This window comes from Desulfitobacterium dichloroeliminans LMG P-21439, assembly GCF_000243135.2.
Taxonomy (GTDB): Bacteria; Bacillota; Desulfitobacteriia; order Desulfitobacteriales; family Desulfitobacteriaceae; genus Desulfitobacterium; species Desulfitobacterium dichloroeliminans.
Genome location: NC_019903.1, coordinates 2,017,865 through 2,038,438, shown reverse-complemented (window position 1 = coordinate 2,038,438; position 20,574 = coordinate 2,017,865). Strand labels below are relative to the sequence as shown.

General features: G+C 40.4%; 17 protein-coding genes and 2 pseudogenes. 15 read left to right on the top strand and 4 right to left on the bottom strand.

Going from position 1 to position 20,574, the window contains the following annotated elements; translation table 11 throughout:
* Positions 1-48: 48 nt before the first annotated feature.
* The gene (locus DESDI_RS09650; protein WP_015262422.1) at positions 49-885 is read right to left on the bottom strand and encodes a CvfB family protein; all 837 of its coding nucleotides are present in this window, start codon (positions 883-885) and stop codon (positions 49-51) included.
* Positions 886-1,010: 125 nt separating this feature from the next.
* On the bottom strand, positions 1,011-2,240 hold the full coding sequence (locus tag DESDI_RS09645; protein WP_015262421.1) for an aminopeptidase: 1,230 nt from the start codon (positions 2,238-2,240) through the stop codon (positions 1,011-1,013).
* 330 nt (positions 2,241-2,570) lie between these two features.
* Between DESDI_RS09645 and DESDI_RS09640 the strand changes: the two genes are divergently transcribed.
* The 15 genes and pseudogenes from DESDI_RS09640 (at position 2,571) to DESDI_RS09575 (ending at position 17,748) form a co-directional block, all read left to right on the top strand.
* Positions 2,571-3,170, top strand: a complete 600-nt coding sequence (locus tag DESDI_RS09640; protein WP_015262420.1) for a DUF1836 domain-containing protein — start codon at positions 2,571-2,573, stop codon at positions 3,168-3,170.
* 44 nt (positions 3,171-3,214) lie between these two features.
* Positions 3,215-3,691 carry an NfeD family protein gene (locus DESDI_RS09635; RefSeq protein WP_015262419.1) on the top strand — a complete coding sequence of 159 codons (477 nt, stop codon included), beginning with the start codon at positions 3,215-3,217 and terminating at the stop codon, positions 3,689-3,691.
* Positions 3,692-3,810: 119 nt separating this feature from the next.
* A complete protein-coding gene (floA, locus tag DESDI_RS09630; RefSeq protein WP_427846169.1) occupies positions 3,811-4,812 on the top strand; it encodes a flotillin-like protein FloA in 1,002 nt (333 codons plus the stop codon).
* Between the two features lie 15 nt (positions 4,813-4,827).
* Positions 4,828-5,478 carry a hypothetical protein gene (locus tag DESDI_RS09625; RefSeq protein ID WP_015262417.1) on the top strand — a complete coding sequence of 217 codons (651 nt, stop codon included), beginning with the start codon at positions 4,828-4,830 and terminating at the stop codon, positions 5,476-5,478.
* Between the two features lie 311 nt (positions 5,479-5,789).
* Positions 5,790-6,884, top strand: coding sequence for a ribosome small subunit-dependent GTPase A (rsgA, locus tag DESDI_RS09620; RefSeq protein ID WP_015262416.1), 1,095 nt, complete (start codon positions 5,790-5,792; stop codon positions 6,882-6,884).
* A gap of 199 nt (positions 6,885-7,083) precedes the next feature.
* On the top strand, positions 7,084-7,938 hold the full coding sequence (locus DESDI_RS09615) for a DUF6544 family protein (RefSeq protein ID WP_015262415.1): 855 nt from the start codon (positions 7,084-7,086) through the stop codon (positions 7,936-7,938).
* A 370-nt stretch (positions 7,939-8,308) separates the two neighbouring features.
* Positions 8,309-9,316, top strand: coding sequence for a lipoate--protein ligase (gene lplA, locus DESDI_RS09610; RefSeq protein WP_015262414.1), 1,008 nt, complete (start codon positions 8,309-8,311; stop codon positions 9,314-9,316).
* A gap of 345 nt (positions 9,317-9,661) precedes the next feature.
* Positions 9,662-11,101: a PAS domain-containing protein gene (locus DESDI_RS09605; protein WP_083879865.1), complete on the top strand. Its 1,440-nt coding sequence runs from the start codon at positions 9,662-9,664 to the stop codon at positions 11,099-11,101.
* 96 nt (positions 11,102-11,197) lie between these two features.
* Positions 11,198-12,459 (top strand): annotated as a pseudogene (locus tag DESDI_RS09600) (IS1380-like element ISEcp1 family transposase).
* A gap of 218 nt (positions 12,460-12,677) precedes the next feature.
* Positions 12,678-13,226: pseudogene (locus tag DESDI_RS18565) on the top strand (sigma 54-interacting transcriptional regulator); the annotation flags it as partial.
* Positions 13,227-13,250: 24 nt separating this feature from the next.
* Positions 13,251-13,430, top strand: coding sequence for a helix-turn-helix domain-containing protein (locus tag DESDI_RS18560; RefSeq protein ID WP_486599226.1), 180 nt, complete (start codon positions 13,251-13,253; stop codon positions 13,428-13,430).
* Between the two features lie 429 nt (positions 13,431-13,859).
* Entirely contained in the window at positions 13,860-14,699 is an 840-nt protein-coding gene (locus DESDI_RS09590; protein ID WP_015262413.1) for a 3-hydroxybutyryl-CoA dehydrogenase, read from the top strand.
* Between the two features lie 43 nt (positions 14,700-14,742).
* Positions 14,743-15,885, top strand: coding sequence for an acyl-CoA dehydrogenase (locus tag DESDI_RS09585; protein ID WP_015262412.1), 1,143 nt, complete (start codon positions 14,743-14,745; stop codon positions 15,883-15,885).
* Between the two features lie 66 nt (positions 15,886-15,951).
* Positions 15,952-16,725 (top strand): electron transfer flavoprotein subunit beta/FixA family protein, encoded by a 774-nt coding sequence (locus DESDI_RS09580; RefSeq protein WP_015262411.1) that lies wholly within the window; start codon positions 15,952-15,954, stop codon positions 16,723-16,725.
* Between the two features lie 33 nt (positions 16,726-16,758).
* Positions 16,759-17,748 carry an electron transfer flavoprotein subunit alpha/FixB family protein gene (locus DESDI_RS09575; RefSeq protein WP_015262410.1) on the top strand — a complete coding sequence of 330 codons (990 nt, stop codon included), beginning with the start codon at positions 16,759-16,761 and terminating at the stop codon, positions 17,746-17,748.
* A gap of 350 nt (positions 17,749-18,098) precedes the next feature.
* On the opposite strand, the gene DESDI_RS09570 is transcribed toward DESDI_RS09575, so the two are convergent.
* Positions 18,099-18,782, bottom strand: a complete 684-nt coding sequence (locus DESDI_RS09570) for a Crp/Fnr family transcriptional regulator (protein WP_015262316.1) — start codon at positions 18,780-18,782, stop codon at positions 18,099-18,101.
* A 234-nt stretch (positions 18,783-19,016) separates the two neighbouring features.
* Positions 19,017-20,279 carry an IS1380-like element ISEcp1 family transposase gene (locus tag DESDI_RS09565; RefSeq protein ID WP_000608644.1) on the bottom strand — a complete coding sequence of 421 codons (1,263 nt, stop codon included), beginning with the start codon at positions 20,277-20,279 and terminating at the stop codon, positions 19,017-19,019.
* Between the last annotated feature and the right edge of the window lie 295 nt (positions 20,280-20,574).

Below are 20,574 nucleotides of genomic sequence, written 5' to 3'. Positions count from 1 at the left end.
AGATTAAGATTTCACGCAGACCCTCATTTTGATTGTATGAAATTAAGTTTAAGGGAGCCTTAAATCGTCTCCCGATTTTTTGATGCGGCCGTTCTTCAGCAATACTCCCACAGCTCGTTTGAAGGCAGCCTTGCTCAGGTGGAAGGTTTTTTCGATCTCTTGCGGATTATATTTTTCATTAAGAGGTAAGATACCCCCATGAGCATTCATGGCATTGATGAGAAGCTCGGCATCGACGTTCATCTGTTCGTGTGAGAGGTTACGAGGGGAGAGGTCCAGTTTGCCATCTTCGCGAACACGTATCACACGAGTCTGAACCCGATCACCCCACCGGAGATCCGAATAGTTTTCTGAGCGAGGTATGAGGCCCATATAGAGGTTGTCTACAGCTACAAATACACCAATTTCCGGGTTGATTTGGTAGACTGTGCCCATGACAGTAGCGTTTTTCTGATAAGGAGAATCAGAGCGGAGAAATTCATAGATATCTGTAGTGGCGGATAGACGTCCGCTCTTATCTAAATAAAGATAGACAAGGTAGCTATGATCAACCTCCAGAGGGTGTTTCTGTTCGCGGAAGGGGAGAAAAAGACCTCTTTCTAAACCGAAGTCCAGATAAGCACCAAATTTTGTCTTGGCAGTCACTTTTAAGTAGGCAATTTCCCCCAGTAAAGCCAAGGGCTTTTGGCGGGTAGCAATTAAACGATTTTCTGAATCATGATATACAAATACCTCAAAGGAATCCCCTTCTTGGACATTATCGGGGCATTCATTGCCCGGTAGGAGCACATTATCTTGGCGATTACCCGTCCCTGCATCAAGATAAGCTCCAAAAGAAGCTAAATTAGCGACTTTTAGTTGATTGATTTTTCCGACCTGGATAATAGTAAACCCTCCCTAGAAAGATATGCGTAAGTAGATATGACGAATAAATATTTGCAAATATAGACTTACAAATAAATAAAGGAAAAACTTTAATTTTTACAGAGTAATTTTGCATTTAATTCAGACTAAAATGCAAAATTACCTTTAATAAAAACAGGAATTTCTTGACCTGCCGAGGTGAGTCCGGTGATTTTTAAATCAGGTGTTCCAATCATAAAATCTTCATGGACCATAGATTCATTAACTCCGGCGGTAGCTAACTCATTTTCACTAAGCTTATCGCCGTTTTCGAGACAGACGGGATAGGCTTTCCCGATTGCTAAGTGGCAAGCAGCGTTTTCATCAAAAAGGGTATTGTAAAAAAGAATTTTAGAATTAGAGATGGGAGAATTATCGGGTACTAGGGCTACTTCGCCTAGATAATGAGATCCTTCATCGGTATTAACCAAGGCTGCCAAACTCTCTAGCCCTTCTTCAGCACTAAAATCAATGATTCGACCGTCTTTAAACGTCAGAGAGAAATTCTTGATGAGATTTCCGTTGTAATTTAAAGGTAAAGAACTGACAACTTTTCCATTCACTCCAGTCTTTTTAGGCAAGGTGAAAACTTCTTCAGTAGGCATATTAGCAATAAACTCAATGCCTTCTGGTGTAACATCTGCCCCCGCTATCCATAGGTGCCCCTCTGGTAACTCAACCCATAAGTCCGTACCGAGAGAATTCTCAAAATGCAAGGTCTGGAAACGATGCGTATTGAGGATATTCATCGAACGACTTAAGTTTTCTTTATGGATTTCCCAGGCCTGCACAGGGTCTTCTTGATCTGCTCGGACCGCTTTAAATATGGCGCCCCAGAGTTTGTCCATTGCTTCATCCCTACTCGCATTCGGGAAGACTTTCTGGGCCCAGGCCTGAGTAGGCACAGAAATAACGCACCAAGGATTCTGATTACTCATTAAGCGATCGCGATGTTCTTTTAGAGCGGTAGAGGATGCTCTTTGAGCTCTGACAATACGGCCAGGGTTGACACCTTTCATTAGTTCGGGATCGGAGGCTGAGATGCTCAAGAAAGCTGCACCTTGGCGTGAATAATCCAGATAAAAAGCCTTCTGCCATTCCGGAAAATCGTCAAAAATATCATCCGGTGCATGAAGAAAACGTATTTTTGACATCAGTTCGTCTTGCCAAAAAATTGCAACATCCCTAGCGCCTTCTTGGTAGGCGATTTTCGCGATTTTCCTCGTAATTTCAGCACATTCAATAGGAGATCGTATAACGAAAATCTGATTAGGCTGAAGATTGACTCCAGATTTAACAACAAGCTGTGCATATTTTTCAAGTAATTGATCATCCATTAGCGAGCAACTCCTTTTACAAAACTGATTAGGGGAATTAATTACCTCTAAAACAAAATTATAGCATAGCAGAGCCTTAGAAATAAAGCATGTTCATCCAATTGTCACATGTAAAAACCTTGATGATTTTCAGAAAAACCCTTTGACATATGATTATAATGAACGTATAATATAATCAATAAGTAAGCATAATAATATAAACAAAACAACGTAAAATGATTCAATTAAATCCTTATAATGATGGTCTGTTTACTTGTTAAGATTTGAAGGACAGCATCCGGTTTAGGTTTCATAATGATCATATGATATGATATGAAGGAGGTGATAATCATGAATTCTTATCTCAAGGAGATTGTCGAGATTGCCAATCGTTATGAGCCAAAAAAGAAGGCTTTACCTTATTTAGAGCTGGATTCCATGATGTTATCCCAAGTCGTCGAGGTTGCTCGGCGTGTGAGTCATAATGACATTAATAACACACATATTCAAAACTGGGTGAGAAGAGAATATTTACCGCATCCTCAGAAAAAGAAGTATACCCGGGAACAGGTTGCCAACATCCTGCTGTTGAATGATTTAAGAAATATCCTTTCTTTAGAAGATGCCTCTCAATTATTAAGCTTTGTTAATTTAAACCTTAGTGATAATACAGATGACCGTATTAACCCTGCGAAGCTATATCGTTATTACAGTGAAATATTTGATCTTACACAGGAGGATTGGGTGACCTCCCTTGAGCAATTGCCGGAAGAAGTCAATGATGCCCTTTCCGGCGAAGAACTTAACCCTGAGGACAAAGACAAGGTAGCGGCTACCTTGGTTATTCTCAATCTCTTAGCACGAGCTAATCTTTATAAACAGATTGCCCAAGAGTGGTTAAAAAATACTCATCAGCCAAACCAGCCAAACAATCCTCAGGATAAGTCTTGATCTGATAGCACCTGCATTATAATAGAGGAGAGGAGGGAAGAATTATGGTGACAAGTGGGATTGTGGCTCTGGTAATCTTAGGTTTGTCCTTTTTATTTCTAGAAATATTTATCCCGGGTGGAATTCTGGGAATAGTAGGACTGATTCTTTTATCGGCCGGTATCTTCATGACAGCTGATTCTGTGCTTCAAGGTGTGGCTTACGTGAGCAGTATGCTACTCATCTTTGGCATTCTTATCGCTTTAAGTTTTCGCATCTCCCGCACAAGACGCTTTTGGCAACGCTTTTCTCTAAGCACCAAGCAATCTAACCAAGAAGGCTATGTAGCTCCAACCGCAGATCTGGAAAACTATGTAGGGTGTGAAGGGGTTGCGCTTAGTCCCTTGCGTCCAGCTGGGACAGCTGAGGTCAATGGGAACAGACTGGATGTGGTTACGGAAGGGGGGTTTATCGAAATTAACCACCGTGTAAAAATTATCGCAGTTGAAGGTACACGCGTTGTGGTTCGGCAAATTTCCTAATAATAGAACAAGGTTAATCTCTTACCTGCATAAAGGAACAAACTAATGCAATGTAGCACTATATTAAAGGTGAACTATTCAAATTATATATTTCAGGAGGTGGAGCCCCTAGCGGGCGAATAATAATGTTAATAGGAAGCTTAATACCAATCATTCTTCTGGCGATAGCCTTTATCCTAATTAGTGTACTCTTGACCTTTATTCCGGTGGGTCTTTGGATTTCAGCTCTAGCGGCTGGCGTTAATGTAGGAATCTTTACCTTGATCGGAATGCGTTTAAGACGGGTTACTCCTTCCAAGATTGTAAATCCACTCATTAAAGCCCATAAAGCGGGTATTGAGGTGACCACAGCACAGCTTGAGGCCCATTATCTTGCGGGTGGTAACGTAGATAGAGTGGTGAATGCTTTGATTGCAGCTGAGCGTGCTGCTATTCCTCTCCAGTTTGAAAGAGCTGCCGCAATCGACTTAGCTGGTCGTGACGTGTTACAAGCGGTTCAAATGTCTGTTAATCCAAAGGTAATTGAAACACCTATAGTATCTGCCGTGGCTAAAAACGGAATTGAGCTTCGTGTTAAAGCTCGAGTGACGGTCCGTGCAAATATCGATCGTCTCGTTGGGGGAGCGGGAGAAGAAACCATCATTGCTCGTGTTGGGGAGGGGATCGTCACCAGTATCGGTTCATCGCAATCCCATGAGCAAGTACTAGAAAATCCAGATATGGTATCTCGAACCGTTCTTTCCAAAGGGCTTGATTCGGGAACTGCCTTTGAGATTCTTTCCATCGATATTGCCGATGTAGATGTGGGTAAGAATATCGGTGCCCAACTTCAAACAGACCAGGCAGAAGCAGACAAGCGCATTGCTCAAGCAAAAGCGGAAGAGCGTCGTGCTATGGCTGTAGCAAGAGAACAAGAGATGGTTGCCTATGTTCAAGAGATGCGTGCGAAGGTTGTTGAGGCGGAATCAGAAGTACCTAGAGCCTTGTCGGAAGCTTTAAAAGAGGGAAAATTGGGAGTCATGGATTATTACAATATGCAAAATATTATGGCTGATACAAGTATGCGTGAAAACATTGCTCGTACTAGCAGCACCCATCAAGACCCCAACCCGAAAAAGTAGGGTGGTGAGGACCTAATGGATATTTTTTCTTGGTTACCCATTATCATATTTATCTATGCAGTATCCACAATCTTCGGGACAAACCAAAAGAAACCTCAAAACCGCCGTCCGCCCTATAAGCGACCCCAGGACGGTCCCCAAAGCAATCGTACTGCCTCATCTCAGCAGGAAACCAAACAAGGCCGCCCACAATGGCGAGAAATGTTTGAGGAACTGGAACGAGAGTTGTTCCCAAAAGAGATGCGACCTGACTCCTCTCCCGGGACCTCTACAACCAAGCGTTATCCAACCTCTTCCCCAAGTTATGATAGTGAAGGAACTTCCGGGACAGAGGGATACGGTACCGAAGGTAGACCAAACGAGGATGTCTTTAGCACGGAAGGTTCCTGGGGAGTCGAAGGAACAAGTGGAATCGAAGGAAGTACGAGTGGGGAAGGTACTTTAGGTAAAGAGGGAGTAAGCGGTGAAGAAGGAAACTTTGGTGGCGCTGGAGCCCAGCGCCCATCTCAAGGTATGCAAATGCCCTCTGTCGGCTCTCGCCAACAACAGGCTGGATTTGCTTTTCCTAACCAGTCCGTAAACCCTCTGGTGCAGGGTGTTATTTGGGCTGAAGTACTGGGTAAACCCCGGGTACACAGCAAATTTGCCTATAAAAGAAGATTCTAACTATCGATGTACTAGAATCGCCAGAGCCGTAAGAAGGCTCTGGCGTTTTTTTATTCTCTTATTTTGACTATTAGAGAATAAAATTAAAGAAAAATTTGTTTGAACTAAGTTTTAGAGTTGATTTTGTTCTCAATAATTGTACAATATGTGTAGATTACAGATTGAGAGGTGTTGAATTATGGTAAATAAAGAGTCGGTCATTGTAGTTAGATTAATTCAATTTTGTCAACGTCACGAAAGACCGTATGTTTAGTTGACACTCTCATCTAAAACGGGACTTCCGTGACACACTATGTCAAGGAGGGTTCCATCTGATTTGTAAATTTGATCTTAAAGACCTTGGTTGGAATGATTGTCTGCAAGAAGAATTCCAGCCCTATTTAGCAAACGGCTTCCAGGCAGGCCGTGTATTAGCAGAATTTCGCAATCGATTTAAGGTAGGGACACCATTTGGTGAAATATGGGCAACCGTATCAGGAAAAATGCGCTATGCAGCCATGGAACGTAGTGATTTTCCGGCAGTGGGGGATTGGGTAATCCTCGAGTCTCCGGAGAGACCTACATCCTTAGGCTCTGATGAAGCAATGATTCAAGGTATACTGCCTAGAAAAAGTAAATTCTCCCGTAAGGTAGCCGGCAAAACCACTGATGAACAGATTATCGCCACGAACATTGATAAAGTTTTTCTCGTCAATGCTCTAAATATGGATTTTAATGTCCGACGAATTGAACGGTATCTTACCCTAGCGTGGGAAAGCGGAGCAACTCCAGCGTTGGTTTTGAGTAAGACGGATCTATGTGATGATGTTCAAAACAAAATCAACCAAGTTCAAGTGACTGCTCCAGGGGTGACTATATTCCCCATAAGTTGTTTAACGGGGGATGGGATTGAGGCGATAACTGCCTATGTGCGTCCCGGTGAAACGATTGCCTTGCTGGGATCGTCTGGAGCAGGGAAATCAACCCTTGTTAACCATCTCTTAGGACAAAAAATACAAGCAACCCATGAGGTTAGGGAAAACGATAGTCGGGGACGCCACACAACCACTTCGCGAGAGCTTTTCCTTTTGCCTCAAGGAGGGGTATTGATTGATACACCAGGTATGCGTGAGCTTCAACTCTATGGTACTGGAGAAGGCTTGAGTGAAGCCTTTGAAGATATCTATGGTTATGCTGAGTGCTGTCGCTTTTCTGATTGTCAACATGAAGGAGAACCGGGCTGTGCGGTAGAACAAGCTATTACCGATGGTAGCCTAAGTCAGGAGCGCTACTCTAGCTTCAAAAAGCTGCAACGTGAGTCTCAATATATCGTGCGTAAAACCAATCTTCATGAACGACTTGAAGAAAAGAAAAAATGGAAAAAAATCAATCAACAGTTCAAAGAACATTATCGGAATAAGAATTAGAACTATAAAGTAAGCCTAAAATAATAATCTATACTAATAAACGATTTTCAAAGGCATAGGAATAGGGAAAGCGGTGGTAAAACCGTTTTCCCTCGTTGCTCTTGTGATTAAATGGGCATGCTTGCTGTTTGTTAGCGCAAGCAGCGCTGCATATGTGCGGGATTATGAAAAACGCTAATTGTAAGGGGGGAACTCCTCTGTGGGGAAGATTTTTATGATAATCCTCTTGGTGTTATTGCTTAGTGTAATAGTTTTTGCTATCATCACTTTCATTGCCAAAATTCTGTTTAAGCAAAGGGTTTCTGAAGAGATAACTCAGTTTTATGAGGGAATCGACAAATCTAGCGAGACCGTACATCCATCAGATTTAGAAGGACTACCACAACCAGTACAAAAGTGGCTCTGGCAGTCTCATAGTGTCGGTAAAGAACGAGTTTTTGCCACGAGGATAAAGCAGGATATCACCCTAAGACTGAAAAAAGATCAAGCTTGGCTGAAGGGCCAGGTCGAACAATACTTTAGAATTGATGATCCGGGGTTTATTTGGTGTGCCGATATTAAGATGGCGCCCTTATTTCACATCTCAGGTAAAGACCAGTATATTAACGGTCACGGGTATATGTTGATTAAAGCTCTTTCATTGTTTACCGTTGCAGATGGTCAAGGGGAAGAAATAGATCAAGGGACCCTGTTACGATATCTTGCTGAGATAATGTGGTCTCCCTCAGCTGCCTTAAATAACTATATTCAATGGGAAGAAATCAACGATACTTCGGCAAAAGCCACCATGAGCTATGCAGGAGTTACGGCCTCAGGTATCTTTACCTTCAATGAACAGGGAGAGACGCTTAACTTTGAAGCCAAGAGATATGGTGAGTTTGATGGGGAATACCGTTTGGAGACCTGGTCTTGCGTTATCCAAGAGCATCAAGAATTCAATGGAACTATTGTCCCTTCACAGGGGGATCTCATCTGGAAACTTGATACTGGTGATTTCCATTGGTACCATTTTGAGCTGAAGGAGTTAGAGTATAATAAGCCTGTGCAGTACTAGCCAATATGCGGAATGAAAGAAAGTGAACTTGAATCGAAACAGATTAGGGTAACAACCTAGTCGGTTTTATTTTTTATCCTTCTCCCAAGAGTCGTATTTTTCTATGGCGAAAATATATTTCTCTTTTGCTATAATATAGTGTGACCGTCTAAGGTGCATTCGGGGGCAACTAGGTCGAGTGAAGGCTTAATCGAATCCAACCTTGTCCCTCTTGAAAGCATGCAAAGATATCTGGAGTCCCGTTATGATGTTCAGATCTTGGGTAATCTATGGCTTATCTGTACAATCCAATAGTTAGAGATTTGCGCAAGAGTTAAAATTTAGACTTCGAATATGTAATTAGCATTTCTAAGAAGAGAGGATGGTACCCATGTCCCACCAATCCCTGAAAACTCAAATCGTTATATCCGACGTCTTTGATCCTTGGCATAATTTAGCCTTAGAAGAATTTCTCTTGAATAAAGTTGAGAAAAACCAAATTATCCTTTATCTCTGGCAAAACCAAAATACTGTGGTCATCGGGAGAAATCAAAATCCTTGGAAAGAATGTCGCTGCACAGCTCTCGAAGAAGATGGCGGAAAGCTTGCTCGCCGCCTATCCGGTGGAGGTGCGGTTTTCCATGACTTAGGCAATCTCAACTTTACCTTTATTATGGATCGAGACCTTTATGATTTACATAAACAGCTGCAAGTGATTCTCGAGGGAGTCAAATCTCTGGGCATTGAGGCCGAATTCACTGGCCGTAATGATCTGACCGTAGATGGGAAGAAGTTCTCTGGCAATGCGTTTTATTTTGAAAAAGACAAAGCCTATCATCATGGAACCGTTCTAGTCCATGTCGATGGAGAGAAAGTAGGAAAATACCTCCAAGTATCTAAGGAAAAAATGGCCGCAAAAGGGGTGGAATCGGTCCAATCTCGAATAACTAACCTGTGCAACTATGTACCCGACCTAACGGTTAGCCAAATGAAAGAAAAGCTTAGTCAAAGCTTCCAAGGTCTTTATGGGGAATGTTCAGATCCACTATTGATTAAAGATACGGATGTCAATCTAAAGTCGCTTTATGAAAAGTACGCCTCATGGGAATGGCGCTATGGGAAAACACCGCAATTTGATTTAGTCTTAGAAACACGTTTTCCATGGGGCGGCATCGAGCTGGGCCTAAGACTAAACAAAGGGTGTATCACGGAGTCTACCATCTACTCCGATGCTATGAATGCTGCTCTTATTCAGGAGATCAGTGATTGCTTCCTCGGTAAACCTTTTAACGGCGAGGAACTAGCCCTTGTCTTAGATGCGGTCAAGGTCCAAGCAGAAGATCAATTGGTTATCGAAGATATAAAAAGTTGGCTTAAGGATAAAGTCAAAGATATCTAAGTGCCTTTCCAGCTCCTACAAAAAAACCTATCTTGATATTTTATAACAGGTATCTCTTCGCATAAACCAAGAAAGATTTATTTACTACTGCCTATATCACTAAGCAGTAGTTTATCTTTATTTAAAAGACGAGATTGGACGTATTTGCCCTCGGGTATCCGCTGCCCATAGAGGCAGGGGGGAAATCGCATGAGTTCGCAGTTAAAACGTTAGGTCCAGATAATTAAATATTAATTATATGATAAAAGCAGGATTTTGCATTTGTATACAGAAAATTTAAACAATAATGAATATAGGACAACTGCTATTCGTAATTAAATGTAGCAAATTGTGAGGTGCAATGTGATGAAAGGCTTTGTTTCAAGTGGACTTTCTTTATTAGAAAATCAAAAATTAATCCTTTCGCCCGACTATCTTCAAGAAGGAACTCTACTGAATGAAGCACTTTCGCTTATTTTAGACGAAGGTCTTACTCGTATTGCAGTTGTCAACGAAGAAGGATACCTGCAAGGAGTTATTGAAGCTGCTGACATTCTTAATTCCTTCGCCAAGGGTATTTATGACCCTGCCGCTTCCGTCGACTCACTGATTAGACAAACAGAGTGGTTGCTCTTTGAAGAAAATGGTCTTCTCTTTAATCTTGGTCATGTCATAAGTAAAGAATGGCCGGCTGCCTATGTGGTTCGCCAAAATGGACAATTTTTAGGGGAGTTAAAACTACAGGACAACTTACATATCATGCTCGAACTATTAAAAGACCTCGACTATTATATTAACCAAATCATTCACTCTGTTCATAACGCCGTAGTGGCTATTGACGCTAATGGACGAATAATATTTTACAATCCATCAGCGGAGAAGACCTTGAGTTTCCATGCTGAAGAAGTCCTTGGTAAGCCCATCCAAGATTTTTTTCCTGATTCTTTAACCTATAAAGCACTGGTATCGGGCCGAGAGCTTCGAGGTGTCCGAATGACTTTTGGAGTACTGAATACGAATGTTGATTTTTCACCTATCATCCTCGGGGAGAAAGTACTCGGAGCAGTGGCAGTATTCAAAGATATTACCGAACTGGAAGAGGTGACGCATCGTTTAAGCTCCAATGAAAAGCTTATGGCAACCTTAGAAGCTGTGGTTGAAAATTCCTATGAAGGAATGGTCGTTATTGATGATCAGGAAACGGTCATTCTAATGAATCAATTCTTCTTAGATGTTATGGAGCTTGAGGCAAAGGATGTCATTGGTAAAAAGATACAAGATATAAGTCGGAATTCCAATCTTCCACAAATTCTAAAATCAGGCAAGGCTCAATTTGCGGAAACCTGGCATATTAACAATCGCGATTTTATTATTATGAGTGTTCCGATTGAACGTGAGGGTAAAGTTGTTGGTGCACTGGCAAAGACCTTATTTAAGAATATGGAGATAGCCAAAACATTTGCTAAGAAAGTCATGAGACTCGAAGAAAATTTAGCCTACTACAAAGAAGAATTCGGTAAGCTTCATTCATCTAAATTCGCTTTTGATGACATAATTGGTGAGAGCCAAACCATGAAAAAGGCAAAATCCTTAGCTAAGCGAGCATCGCAAACAACCTCGACAATCCTTATCCTTGGTGAAAGTGGTACAGGGAAAGAAGTCTTTTCCCACGCCATCCATAAATCGAGTAGTCGCAGCAATGGACCTTATATTAAACCTAGATTCTACGTCAGTACTTCAAAAAGCATAATCAAAGCCTTGATAAATATGCGTTCCTTCGAAATTCAGCTTTCACCCATTGGGTGAAAGAAAAGTGCTCAAAAATATGTTAAATTATCAGCTTTTATGACTCGATATATGGTAAAATAATAGTAAGAAAAGTAGTAAAAAGGGGTTCTAATTATGATTAATAAAATTGATTTCAAAGCTAAGAATCTAACATCAAATGCAGGTCTTTTTCTGCTCCTTGAGAATGCAAAAAGCAATGGGATTTTTGATTTTATTGAAAATGACCTCGTATTTGATAATGACTCAACAAATAAAATCAAGATGAATCATATAAAGACCATGCTCTGCGGTCACTTCATTGGCATTGATAAGTTAGAACGTCTAAAGCTACTTCAAAATGATCCCCTCGTCAACGAGTTTGATATTTCCGTAAAAGAACCTGAAACAGTGTCACGGTTTCTAGGAAACTTCAACTTCAAGACAACCCAAATGTTTAGAGACATTAATTTTAAAGTCTTTAAAAAACTGCTCACTAAAAGTAAATTGACATCCATTACGATTGATATTGATAGTAGTGTAATTAACGTAGAAGGTCATCAAGAAGGTGCGTCAAAAGGATATAATCCTAAGAAACTGGGAAACCGATGCTACAATATCCAATTTGCATTTTGCGACGAATTAAAAGCATATGTTACCGGATTTGTAAGAAGTGGCAATACTTACACTGCAAACGGTGCTGCGGAAATGATCAAAGAAATTGTTGCTAACATCAAATCAGACGATTTAGAAATTTTATTTCGAATGGATAGTGGCTACTTTGATGAAAAATTATCGAAACGATAGAATCTCTTGGATGCAAATATTTAATTAAAGCCAAAAGTTATTCTACACTCACCTCACAAGCAACGAATTCATCAATTGTATTCGTTAAAGGAGAAGAAGGTAGAGAAACTACAGAACTGTATACAAAATTAGTTAAATGGGAAAAAGACAGAAGATTTGTCGTATCTCGCGTACTGAAACCAGAAAAAGAAAGAGCACAATTATCACTTTTAGAAGGTTCCGAATACGACTACTTTTTCTTTGTAACAAATACTACCTTGCTTTCTGAAAAAGTAGTTATATACTATGAAAAGCGTGGTAATGCTGAAAACTATATCAAAGAAGCCAAATACGACATGGCGGTGGGTCATCTCTTGCTAAAGTCATTTTGGGCGAATGAAGCCGTGTTTCAAATGATGATGCTTTCATATAACCTATTTTTGTTGTTCAAGTTTGATTCCTTGGACTCTTCAGAATACAGACAGCAAATAAAGACCTTTCGTTTGAAGTATGTATTTCTTGCAGCAAAAATAATCAAAACCGCAAGATATGTAATCATGAAGTTGTCGGAAAACTATCCGTACAAGGGAGTGTATGAAAAATGTCTGGTATAATAAGAATATCATCAATAAAATTGAGTGTTGCTCTGTGGATAACTTGCAGAGTTTATTAAGTATCATTGCAGCAAAGATGAAATCAATGATTTATCAAAAATGATTGAAAGGTGGTTGTAAATAATGTTACAATGTGTGAGAAGCAGTCTAAATTCTTCGTGAAATAGTGATTTTTGAAGCTAATAAAAAACACACGTGGAATTTAGGTTAAAGTCAATTGCGCAGCCCTGCCGGAAGATCTTCTTGAATCAGAGCTATTTGGCTATGAAGAGGGTGCATTTACCGGGGCGCGTAAAGGTGGTAAGCCGGGTAAATTTGAACTTGCGGATAAAGGAACGATTTTCCTCGACGAGATCGGTGATATGTCCATAGTCATGCAGGCTAAGTTATTGCGGGTGCTGCAAGAGCGTGAATTAGAGCGTTTAGGTGGGACTGAGCCAATCAAAGTTGATGTCCGGATTATTGCCGCCACAAATAGAGACCTTCACAGAATGGTGATGGAACACGAATTTCGACTCGATCTCTATTATCGGCTTAATGTATTATCTATTGAGTTACCGCCTTTAAGAGAGCGCAAAGAAGATATCGGGTTAATTTCTGAAAGTCTCATAGAAAAGGTGAATAAACGACTGGGAACGAATATCCAAGGTTATACCCCGGAGAGCCTTGCCCATTTGAGTTCTTATGATTGGCCGGGCAACATACGAGAGCTGGAAAACATCTTAGAACGAGCGATAGTCGTCTGTGATGAACCCTTGATTCAGACTAAGCACCTTGCTTTGCCTGGTTTCGTGGATTCATACTCCTTCAAAGCAGAACATACATTAGAACATACTTTACAAGAAGTAGAACGTGAGATCATCCAGAAGACGTTGATTAGTGTTCAAGGTAATAGAGTTCATGCTGCTCGAATGCTAGGAATTCACCGTTCAGTTCTTTATAAAAAGCTTGCTAAATATAATATTAAATAGCTTTACAAAAACACAGTATCTCTGCTCAGAGAGGCTGTGTTTTTTTGAGACAGTGTCTTTAAATGAGACATATGAATCTAAAATGGACGACTTAAGCATCTACGCATTTTCCTCAATAATTTACTGTCTCAAAATATAGACACAAAACCTAATGCCCACAAGTACATAATATCCCCGCAATTGTGACTATTCAGAATATTCGTGACAGTATAAGGATTTGTAGAGGTATATTCCCAAGCGCTTGGGATTTTGGCATGGTATTTGCATAAATACTATGATAGTTGAATAATTCATAAAATTTCGATTATAATTCTAGGTCCAAATCTCTTGCGACCTTGCATCTCGTAGTTCTATGAAATAAAACATATCTACAGTATGTAATTTCTAAACCAATAAGAAATGTGATTTAAGTTAGAGGGGGAGAGTTTTATGAAAACTATTATGGTTATTGGAGCGGGTCAGATGGGATCCGGAATTGCCCAAGTAGCAGCTCAAGCGGGGTACACAGTCATTCTCAATGATATTAAGGAGGAATTCGTTGAACGTGGCCTTAAGAACATCGAGAAAACCCTAGCCCGAAATGTAGAAAAGGGTAAATTAACCTCAGAAGAAAAAACCAATATTTTGGAGAGGTTCCAAAAAAGTTCTAACCTTGAAGACGCTAAAAATGCTGATTTAGTCATTGAGGCGGCCATAGAAAATATGGCTATCAAAGGAGAAATCTTCAAAAAGTTGGATGAGGTTTGTCCCGAACATACTATCTTAGCCTCCAACACATCTTCATTACCGATTACTGAAGTTGGAGCCTGTACCAAGAGACCCGACAGAGTGATTGGTATGCATTTTATGAATCCCGTCCCAGTCATGAAGCTGGTAGAAATTATTCGCGGCTTGGCTACCAGTGATGAAGTGTATACCCAAATTGAAACCTTAAGTATCGCTATGGGTAAAACTCCGGTAGAAGTTAATGATGCCCCTGGGTTTGTTGCTAACCGTATCTTGATTCCTATGATCAATGAAGCGATTTGGACTTTGAATGAAGGCATAGCTAAGCCAGAAGCTATTGATAATGTAATGAAGCTGGGAGCTAATCATCCCATGGGGCCCTTGGCCTTAGCGGATTTAATCGGCCTTGATACAGTACTTGCTATATGTGACGTTCTCCATGAGGGACTCGGCGATAAATATCGTCCTTGCCCTTTGTTAAGAAAATATGTTAAAGCTGGCTGGTTAGGACGTAAAACAGGTAGAGGTTTCTATACCTATTAAGGTTAGAGATAGATAAAGAAAGATTTGAGAGGGGTCGAAAACTATGATGTTTGAATTAAGTGAAGACCATGTAATGATGAGGAAAATGGTGCGTGATTTTGCTGAGAATGAGTGTGCCGCTGGTGCAGAAGAACGGGATGAGAAAGAAGAATTCCCACGCGAGATATGGAACAAACTGTCCGAGTTAGGTTTAGCAGGAATCACCTTTCCGGAAAAATACGGTGGGGTAGAAGCAGATTATCTATCCTATGCTATTGCCGTTGAAGAATTATCAAGAGTTGATGCTTCTGTAGGGGTTACAGTTTCTGCCCATTCCAGTCTCTGCGCAAATCCTATTTATCTTTTTGGTACTGAAGAGCAAAAGCAAAAGTATTTGGTACCTTTAGCCAGTGGGGAAAAGTTGGGTGCTTTTGGTTTAACTGAGCCGATGGCCGGCTCCGATGCTTCAGGAACTAGAACTACTGCCGTGAAAGATGGCAATGAGTATGTTATCAATGGTTCTAAGATATTTATTACCAATGCTTATGAGGCAGATACTTACGTGGTCACCGCTCAAATGGATAAAAGCAAAGGAAACAAAGGAATTGCTGCTTTCATTTTAGAAAAGGGAATGCCCGGTTTTACCTTTGGTAAGAAAGAAAAGAAGATGGGGATTCGTTCTTCGGCTACTTACGAATTGGTATTTGACAATGTTCGGATTCCTGCTGAAAATCTCTTAGGTCAAGAAGGGCAAGGATTTAAGATTGCCATGATAACCTTAGACTTTGGTCGAATTGGTATTGCATCTCAAGCTTTAGGTATCGCCCAAGGTGCTTACGAACAGGCAAAAAATTATGCCAAAGAGAGAGTTCAGTTTGGTCAACCTATTGCTCAATTTCAAGCAAACCAATTCAAATTAGCAGATATGGCAACTCAAATCGAGGCAGCTCGTCTTCTTGTTTATCAGTCAGCTTATCTTGCTACTCAGCATAAGCCTGTTTCTAAAGCTTCGGCTATGGCTAAACTTCACGCCTCAGAAACAGCTATGTGGGTTACCACTCAAGCTGTGCAACTCCACGGAGGTTATGGCTATACCCGCGAATATCCTGCAGAACGTATGATGAGAGATGCCAAGATTACTGAGATTTATGAAGGAACCAGCGAAGTACAACGAATCGTTATTGCCAGCCATATTTTAAAGGAATAGAAAAGACGTATCAGGTAAGCCAGTGGAATGAAGTAACACCATGGAAATCCAACAAGGGGGTACCTTATGAACATTGTGGTATTAATGAAACAAACCGTAGATACTGAAGCAAAAATTGTCTTAAATAATCAAGGGAAAATTGACACCAACGGAGTCACTTTGGTCATCAACCCCTTGGACGAATACGCCATCGAAGAGGCGTTGCGTATCAAGGAAAAATTTGGTGGCGAGGTAACCATTGTTACTTTGGGGGGAGATCAAGCTACAGCGGCAATTCGCAGCGCCTTAGCCATGGGTGCCGATAAAGCTCTTCATATTAATGACCCTGCATTAGGTGAGGTAGATGAAGGCATGGCTGCCACAATCCTTGCCCAAGCAGTGAAAACCTTAACTTACGATATCATCCTTGCCGGAGTAATGGATACAGATAACGGCTCAGCCCAAGTTGCAGTGCGCATGGCGGAGAAAATGGAGCTGCCTTCTCTGAGCAGTATCACTAAACTCGATATTGAGGAAAGTCTTGCCACGGCCAAGCGGGTCATCGACGGCGGACTGGCAACTCTTGAAGTAACACTGCCAGCAGTGATCACGGTAGTTCAAGGAATTAATGAAGTCCGTTATCCATCGGTCGCCGGAATTATGAAAGCGAAAAAGAAACCATTAACTGTACTCAAATTGAGTGATTTGGGACTTGATCCTTCCAATTTGACAGCTCAGGCGAAAGTCTTGAAATTTACTTTACCCATCCCAAGACAAGGGGGCAAAAAGCTTCCTGGAGAAGCTGCTGAAGCGGCGAGTCTCTTAGCACGCTTGCTGCGTGAAGAAGCAAAAGTTCTCTAATCGAGTGATGAACAAAGTAAAGGAGCGAGTACTATGTCAAAGGGAATATGGATATTTGTTGAACAAGCCGCAGGAAAGATTCGCAAAATATCCTTTGAACTATTGAGTCAAGGACGTAAAATTGCTGATCAAAAAGGTGAGCCTCTTGTGGCGGTCATCGTAGGCGAAAATATCGCCAATCTGACAAAGGAAGTTGCTGAGTATGGAGCGGATCAAGTCTACCTGTTAGACTCACCCCAATTAGCTCAGTATACGACAGGTGCTTACACCTCTGCCCTCACGAAGTTGCTTCGTAAGGAAGAGCCCAAAGCCTTTTTGTTAGGGCATACTGCTCTTGCTAAAGACCTTGCCCCCCGCTTAGCTCAACGCTTAGGAGTTGGTCTAGCCTCAGACATTGTCGATATTGAACAGGACCAAGATAAATTTCTTCTGTTCAAGCGACCAGTCTACACCGGCAGTGCTTTTAGTCTCGTAGAAATTGAAAGTACGCCACTTCTTGCAACGGTGAGAGCTAAATCTTTTGTTGCATCTGAACCGGATTCGTCACGACAAGCTGAAGTTATTGAAGCAACTGTGGACATTGACCCAGCTGATCTGAAAGTCATTTTGAAAGATGTTGCCCTCATCATTACCAGCCGTCCGGCACTTACGGAAGCAGATATCGTTATCTCGGGTGGGCGTGGGATGAAAGCCAAAGAAAATTTTACCATCCTTGAGGCATTAGCTGATGTTGTGGGAGCAGCTGTAGGAGCCTCTAGAGCAGCAGTAGATTCAGGTTGGATCGACAATCAATTCCAAGTCGGACAGACAGGTAGTATTGTAGCCCCCACCTTGTATATTGCTTGCGGGATCAGTGGAGCTATTCAGCATATCGCTGGCATGGGAGCATCCAAAGTTATTATTGCGATTAACAAAGATCCTGATGCCCCCATTTTCAATGTTGCTGACTACGGGATTGTCGGAGATTTGTTTGAAGTCGTACCACTTCTTACCGAAGAATTCAAAAAATTAGTCAACGAATAGGACCTGCATAGAGCGGAACTCACCCTCATAAGCACCTTGTAAGCGGGAGTTCACCTTAATCAGCAGGGAGTAAATAAATAATGGCTTGGGTGCTGTCGAAGGACAGTGCCCTAGACCATTAGATATCAGAATATTGCGAATATAGAGAAATGAAAAGATTTATTGAGGGTTATTGCTTAGGGTTGGGAGTTAAAAGTATCGGTATGGAATTAGAGATATGGGAAGGGGAGTAAAGGATATGGCGACTCGGGAGCTTTACTGGAATATTGAAAATCATTGGCTGATTTACCCCATGTTAGTCATATTGAATTTCCATACCTAAAAATCAGAGAAGTAGCTGCTTGACCCTATTATTTAAATATGTGCGTACTAAGACAAGGGTCATCTTTTAATATGTAATATCTGTTAGTGCGGTCGACTATTTTGGCTTCTTTTAACTCATTAAGGGCCTGAATGACCATTACCCGTGAAGAACCAATCATATCAGCTAATTCCTGCTGCGTAATTATTAAATCGATCATTGTCGCGTTTGGCAGCTTTTTCCCATATTGGTTGGCAAGGTTATAAAATAGACCTAATAATCTTTCTTTTACAGTTCGTCTAGTTTCCTTATCTGAATTCATATTGGCATAACGCTTTTGCCCAAGGTAATCAATTATCCTTAAGGCAAAAGAAGGATCTTTCTTAATTAACATTTCAAATTGCATTTTACTAAAGCAACAGATGCAAGCCTCTTCCATGGCTAACGCGCTAGAACATTCCTTTTGTTCTTGATATAGCGACAACTCACCTAGTACCTCACCGGGACCACAGATATCCAGAATTGTTTCATGTCCATCTTCAGCACTTTGCACAAGTTTAAGTTTTCCTGATTTCACAAGAAATATAGTACTTGTAATATCCCCTTGATAAAAAAGATAGTGTCCTTTGGACAGCCGTTTTTTATTTGTACATTGACACAAGTTTGTAATCTGTTCTTTTTCCAGACCCCGAAACAGATCCAATTCTTCTAGGCAGATGAGGCAACGTTTCATGCAATTCCCCCTATGTTTATAAAGAAACCTAAATTCCACGTGTGTTTTTTATTAGCTTCAAAAATCACTATTTCACGAAGAATTTAGACTGCTTCTCACACATTGTAACATTATTTACAACCACCTTTCAATCATTTTTGATAAATCATTGATTTCATCTTTGCTGCAATGATACTTAATAAACTCTGCAAGTTATCCACAGAGCAACACTCAATTTTATTGATGATATTCTTATTATACCAGACATTTTTCATACACTCCCTTGTACGGATAGTTTTCCGACAACTTCATGATTACATATCTTGCGGTTTTGATTATTTTTGCTGCAAGAAATACATACTTCAAACGAAAGGTCTTTATTTGCTGTCTGTATTCTGAAGAGTCCAAGGAATCAAACTTGAACAACAAAAATAGGTTATATGAAAGCATCATCATTTGAAACACGGCTTCATTCGCCCAAAATGACTTTAGCAAGAGATGACCCACCGCCATGTCGTATTTGGCTTCTTTGATATAGTTTTCAGCATTACCACGCTTTTCATAGTATATAACTACTTTTTCAGAAAGCAAGGTAGTATTTGTTACAAAGAAAAAGTAGTCGTATTCGGAACCTTCTAAAAGTGATAATTGTGCTCTTTCTTTTTCTGGTTTCAGTACGCGAGATACGACAAATCTTCTGTCTTTTTCCCATTTAACTAATTTTGTATACAGTTCTGTAGTTTCTCTACCTTCTTCTCCTTTAACGAATACAATTGATGAATTCGTTGCTTGTGAGGTGAGTGTAGAATAACTTTTGGCTTTAATTAAATATTTGCATCCAAGAGATTCTATCGTTTCGATAATTTTTTCATCAAAGTAGCCACTATCCATTCGAAATAAAATTTCTAAATCGTCTGATTTGATGTTAGCAACAATTTCTTTGATCATTTCCGCAGCACCGTTTGCAGTGTAAGTATTGCCACTTCTTACAAATCCGGTAACATATGCTTTTAATTCGTCGCAAAATGCAAATTGGATATTGTAGCATCGGTTTCCCAGTTTCTTAGGATTATATCCTTTTGACGCACCTTCTTGATGACCTTCTACGTTAATTACACTACTATCAATATCAATCGTAATGGATGTCAATTTACTTTTAGTGAGCAGTTTTTTAAAGACTTTAAAATTAATGTCTCTAAACATTTGGGTTGTCTTGAAGTTGAAGTTTCCTAGAAACCGTGACACTGTTTCAGGTTCTTTTACGGAAATATCAAACTCGTTGACGAGGGGATCATTTTGAAGTAGCTTTAGACGTTCTAACTTATCAATGCCAATGAAGTGACCGCAGAGCATGGTCTTTATATGATTCATCTTGATTTTATTTGTTGAGTCATTATCAAATACGAGGTCATTTTCAATAAAATCAAAAATCCCATTGCTTTTTGCATTCTCAAGGAGCAGAAAAAGACCTGCATTTGATGTTAGATTCTTAGCTTTGAAATCAATTTTATTAATCATAATTAGAACCCCTTTTTACTACTTTTCTTACTATTATTTTACCATATATCGAGTCATAAAAGCTGATAATTTAACATATTTTTGAGCACTTTTCTTTCACCCAATGGGTGAAAGCTGAATTTCGAAGGAACGCATATTTATCAAGGCTTTGATTATGCTTTTTGAAGTACTGACGTAGAATCTAGGTCATAGCTCTCGGTTTTTTCTGTTATGGTTTTTATCAGCGCTTTAAATTATGGCGTCTAGGACAATCAGAGAACCGTTGGCAAAATCTCGGGAAGAGAATAAGTGATGT

Coding starts and splice junctions, on each gene's coding strand:
- DESDI_RS09645 (WP_015262421.1), bottom strand. CDS start 2,240: ATGGATGATCAATTACTTGAAAAATATGCACAGCTTGTTGTTAAATCT.
- DESDI_RS09640 (WP_015262420.1), top strand. CDS start 2,571: ATGAATTCTTATCTCAAGGAGATTGTCGAGATTGCCAATCGTTATGAG.
- DESDI_RS09635 (WP_015262419.1), top strand. CDS start 3,215: ATGGTGACAAGTGGGATTGTGGCTCTGGTAATCTTAGGTTTGTCCTTT.
- DESDI_RS09625 (WP_015262417.1), top strand. CDS start 4,828: ATGGATATTTTTTCTTGGTTACCCATTATCATATTTATCTATGCAGTA.
- lplA (WP_015262414.1), top strand. CDS start 8,309: ATGTCCCACCAATCCCTGAAAACTCAAATCGTTATATCCGACGTCTTT.
- DESDI_RS09605 (WP_083879865.1), top strand. CDS start 9,662: ATGAAAGGCTTTGTTTCAAGTGGACTTTCTTTATTAGAAAATCAAAAA.
- DESDI_RS09590 (WP_015262413.1), top strand. CDS start 13,860: ATGAAAACTATTATGGTTATTGGAGCGGGTCAGATGGGATCCGGAATT.
- DESDI_RS09585 (WP_015262412.1), top strand. CDS start 14,743: ATGATGTTTGAATTAAGTGAAGACCATGTAATGATGAGGAAAATGGTG.
- DESDI_RS09580 (WP_015262411.1), top strand. CDS start 15,952: ATGAACATTGTGGTATTAATGAAACAAACCGTAGATACTGAAGCAAAA.
- DESDI_RS09575 (WP_015262410.1), top strand. CDS start 16,759: ATGTCAAAGGGAATATGGATATTTGTTGAACAAGCCGCAGGAAAGATT.
- DESDI_RS09570 (WP_015262316.1), bottom strand. CDS start 18,782: ATGAAACGTTGCCTCATCTGCCTAGAAGAATTGGATCTGTTTCGGGGT.
- DESDI_RS09565 (WP_000608644.1), bottom strand. CDS start 20,279: ATGATTAATAAAATTGATTTCAAAGCTAAGAATCTAACATCAAATGCA.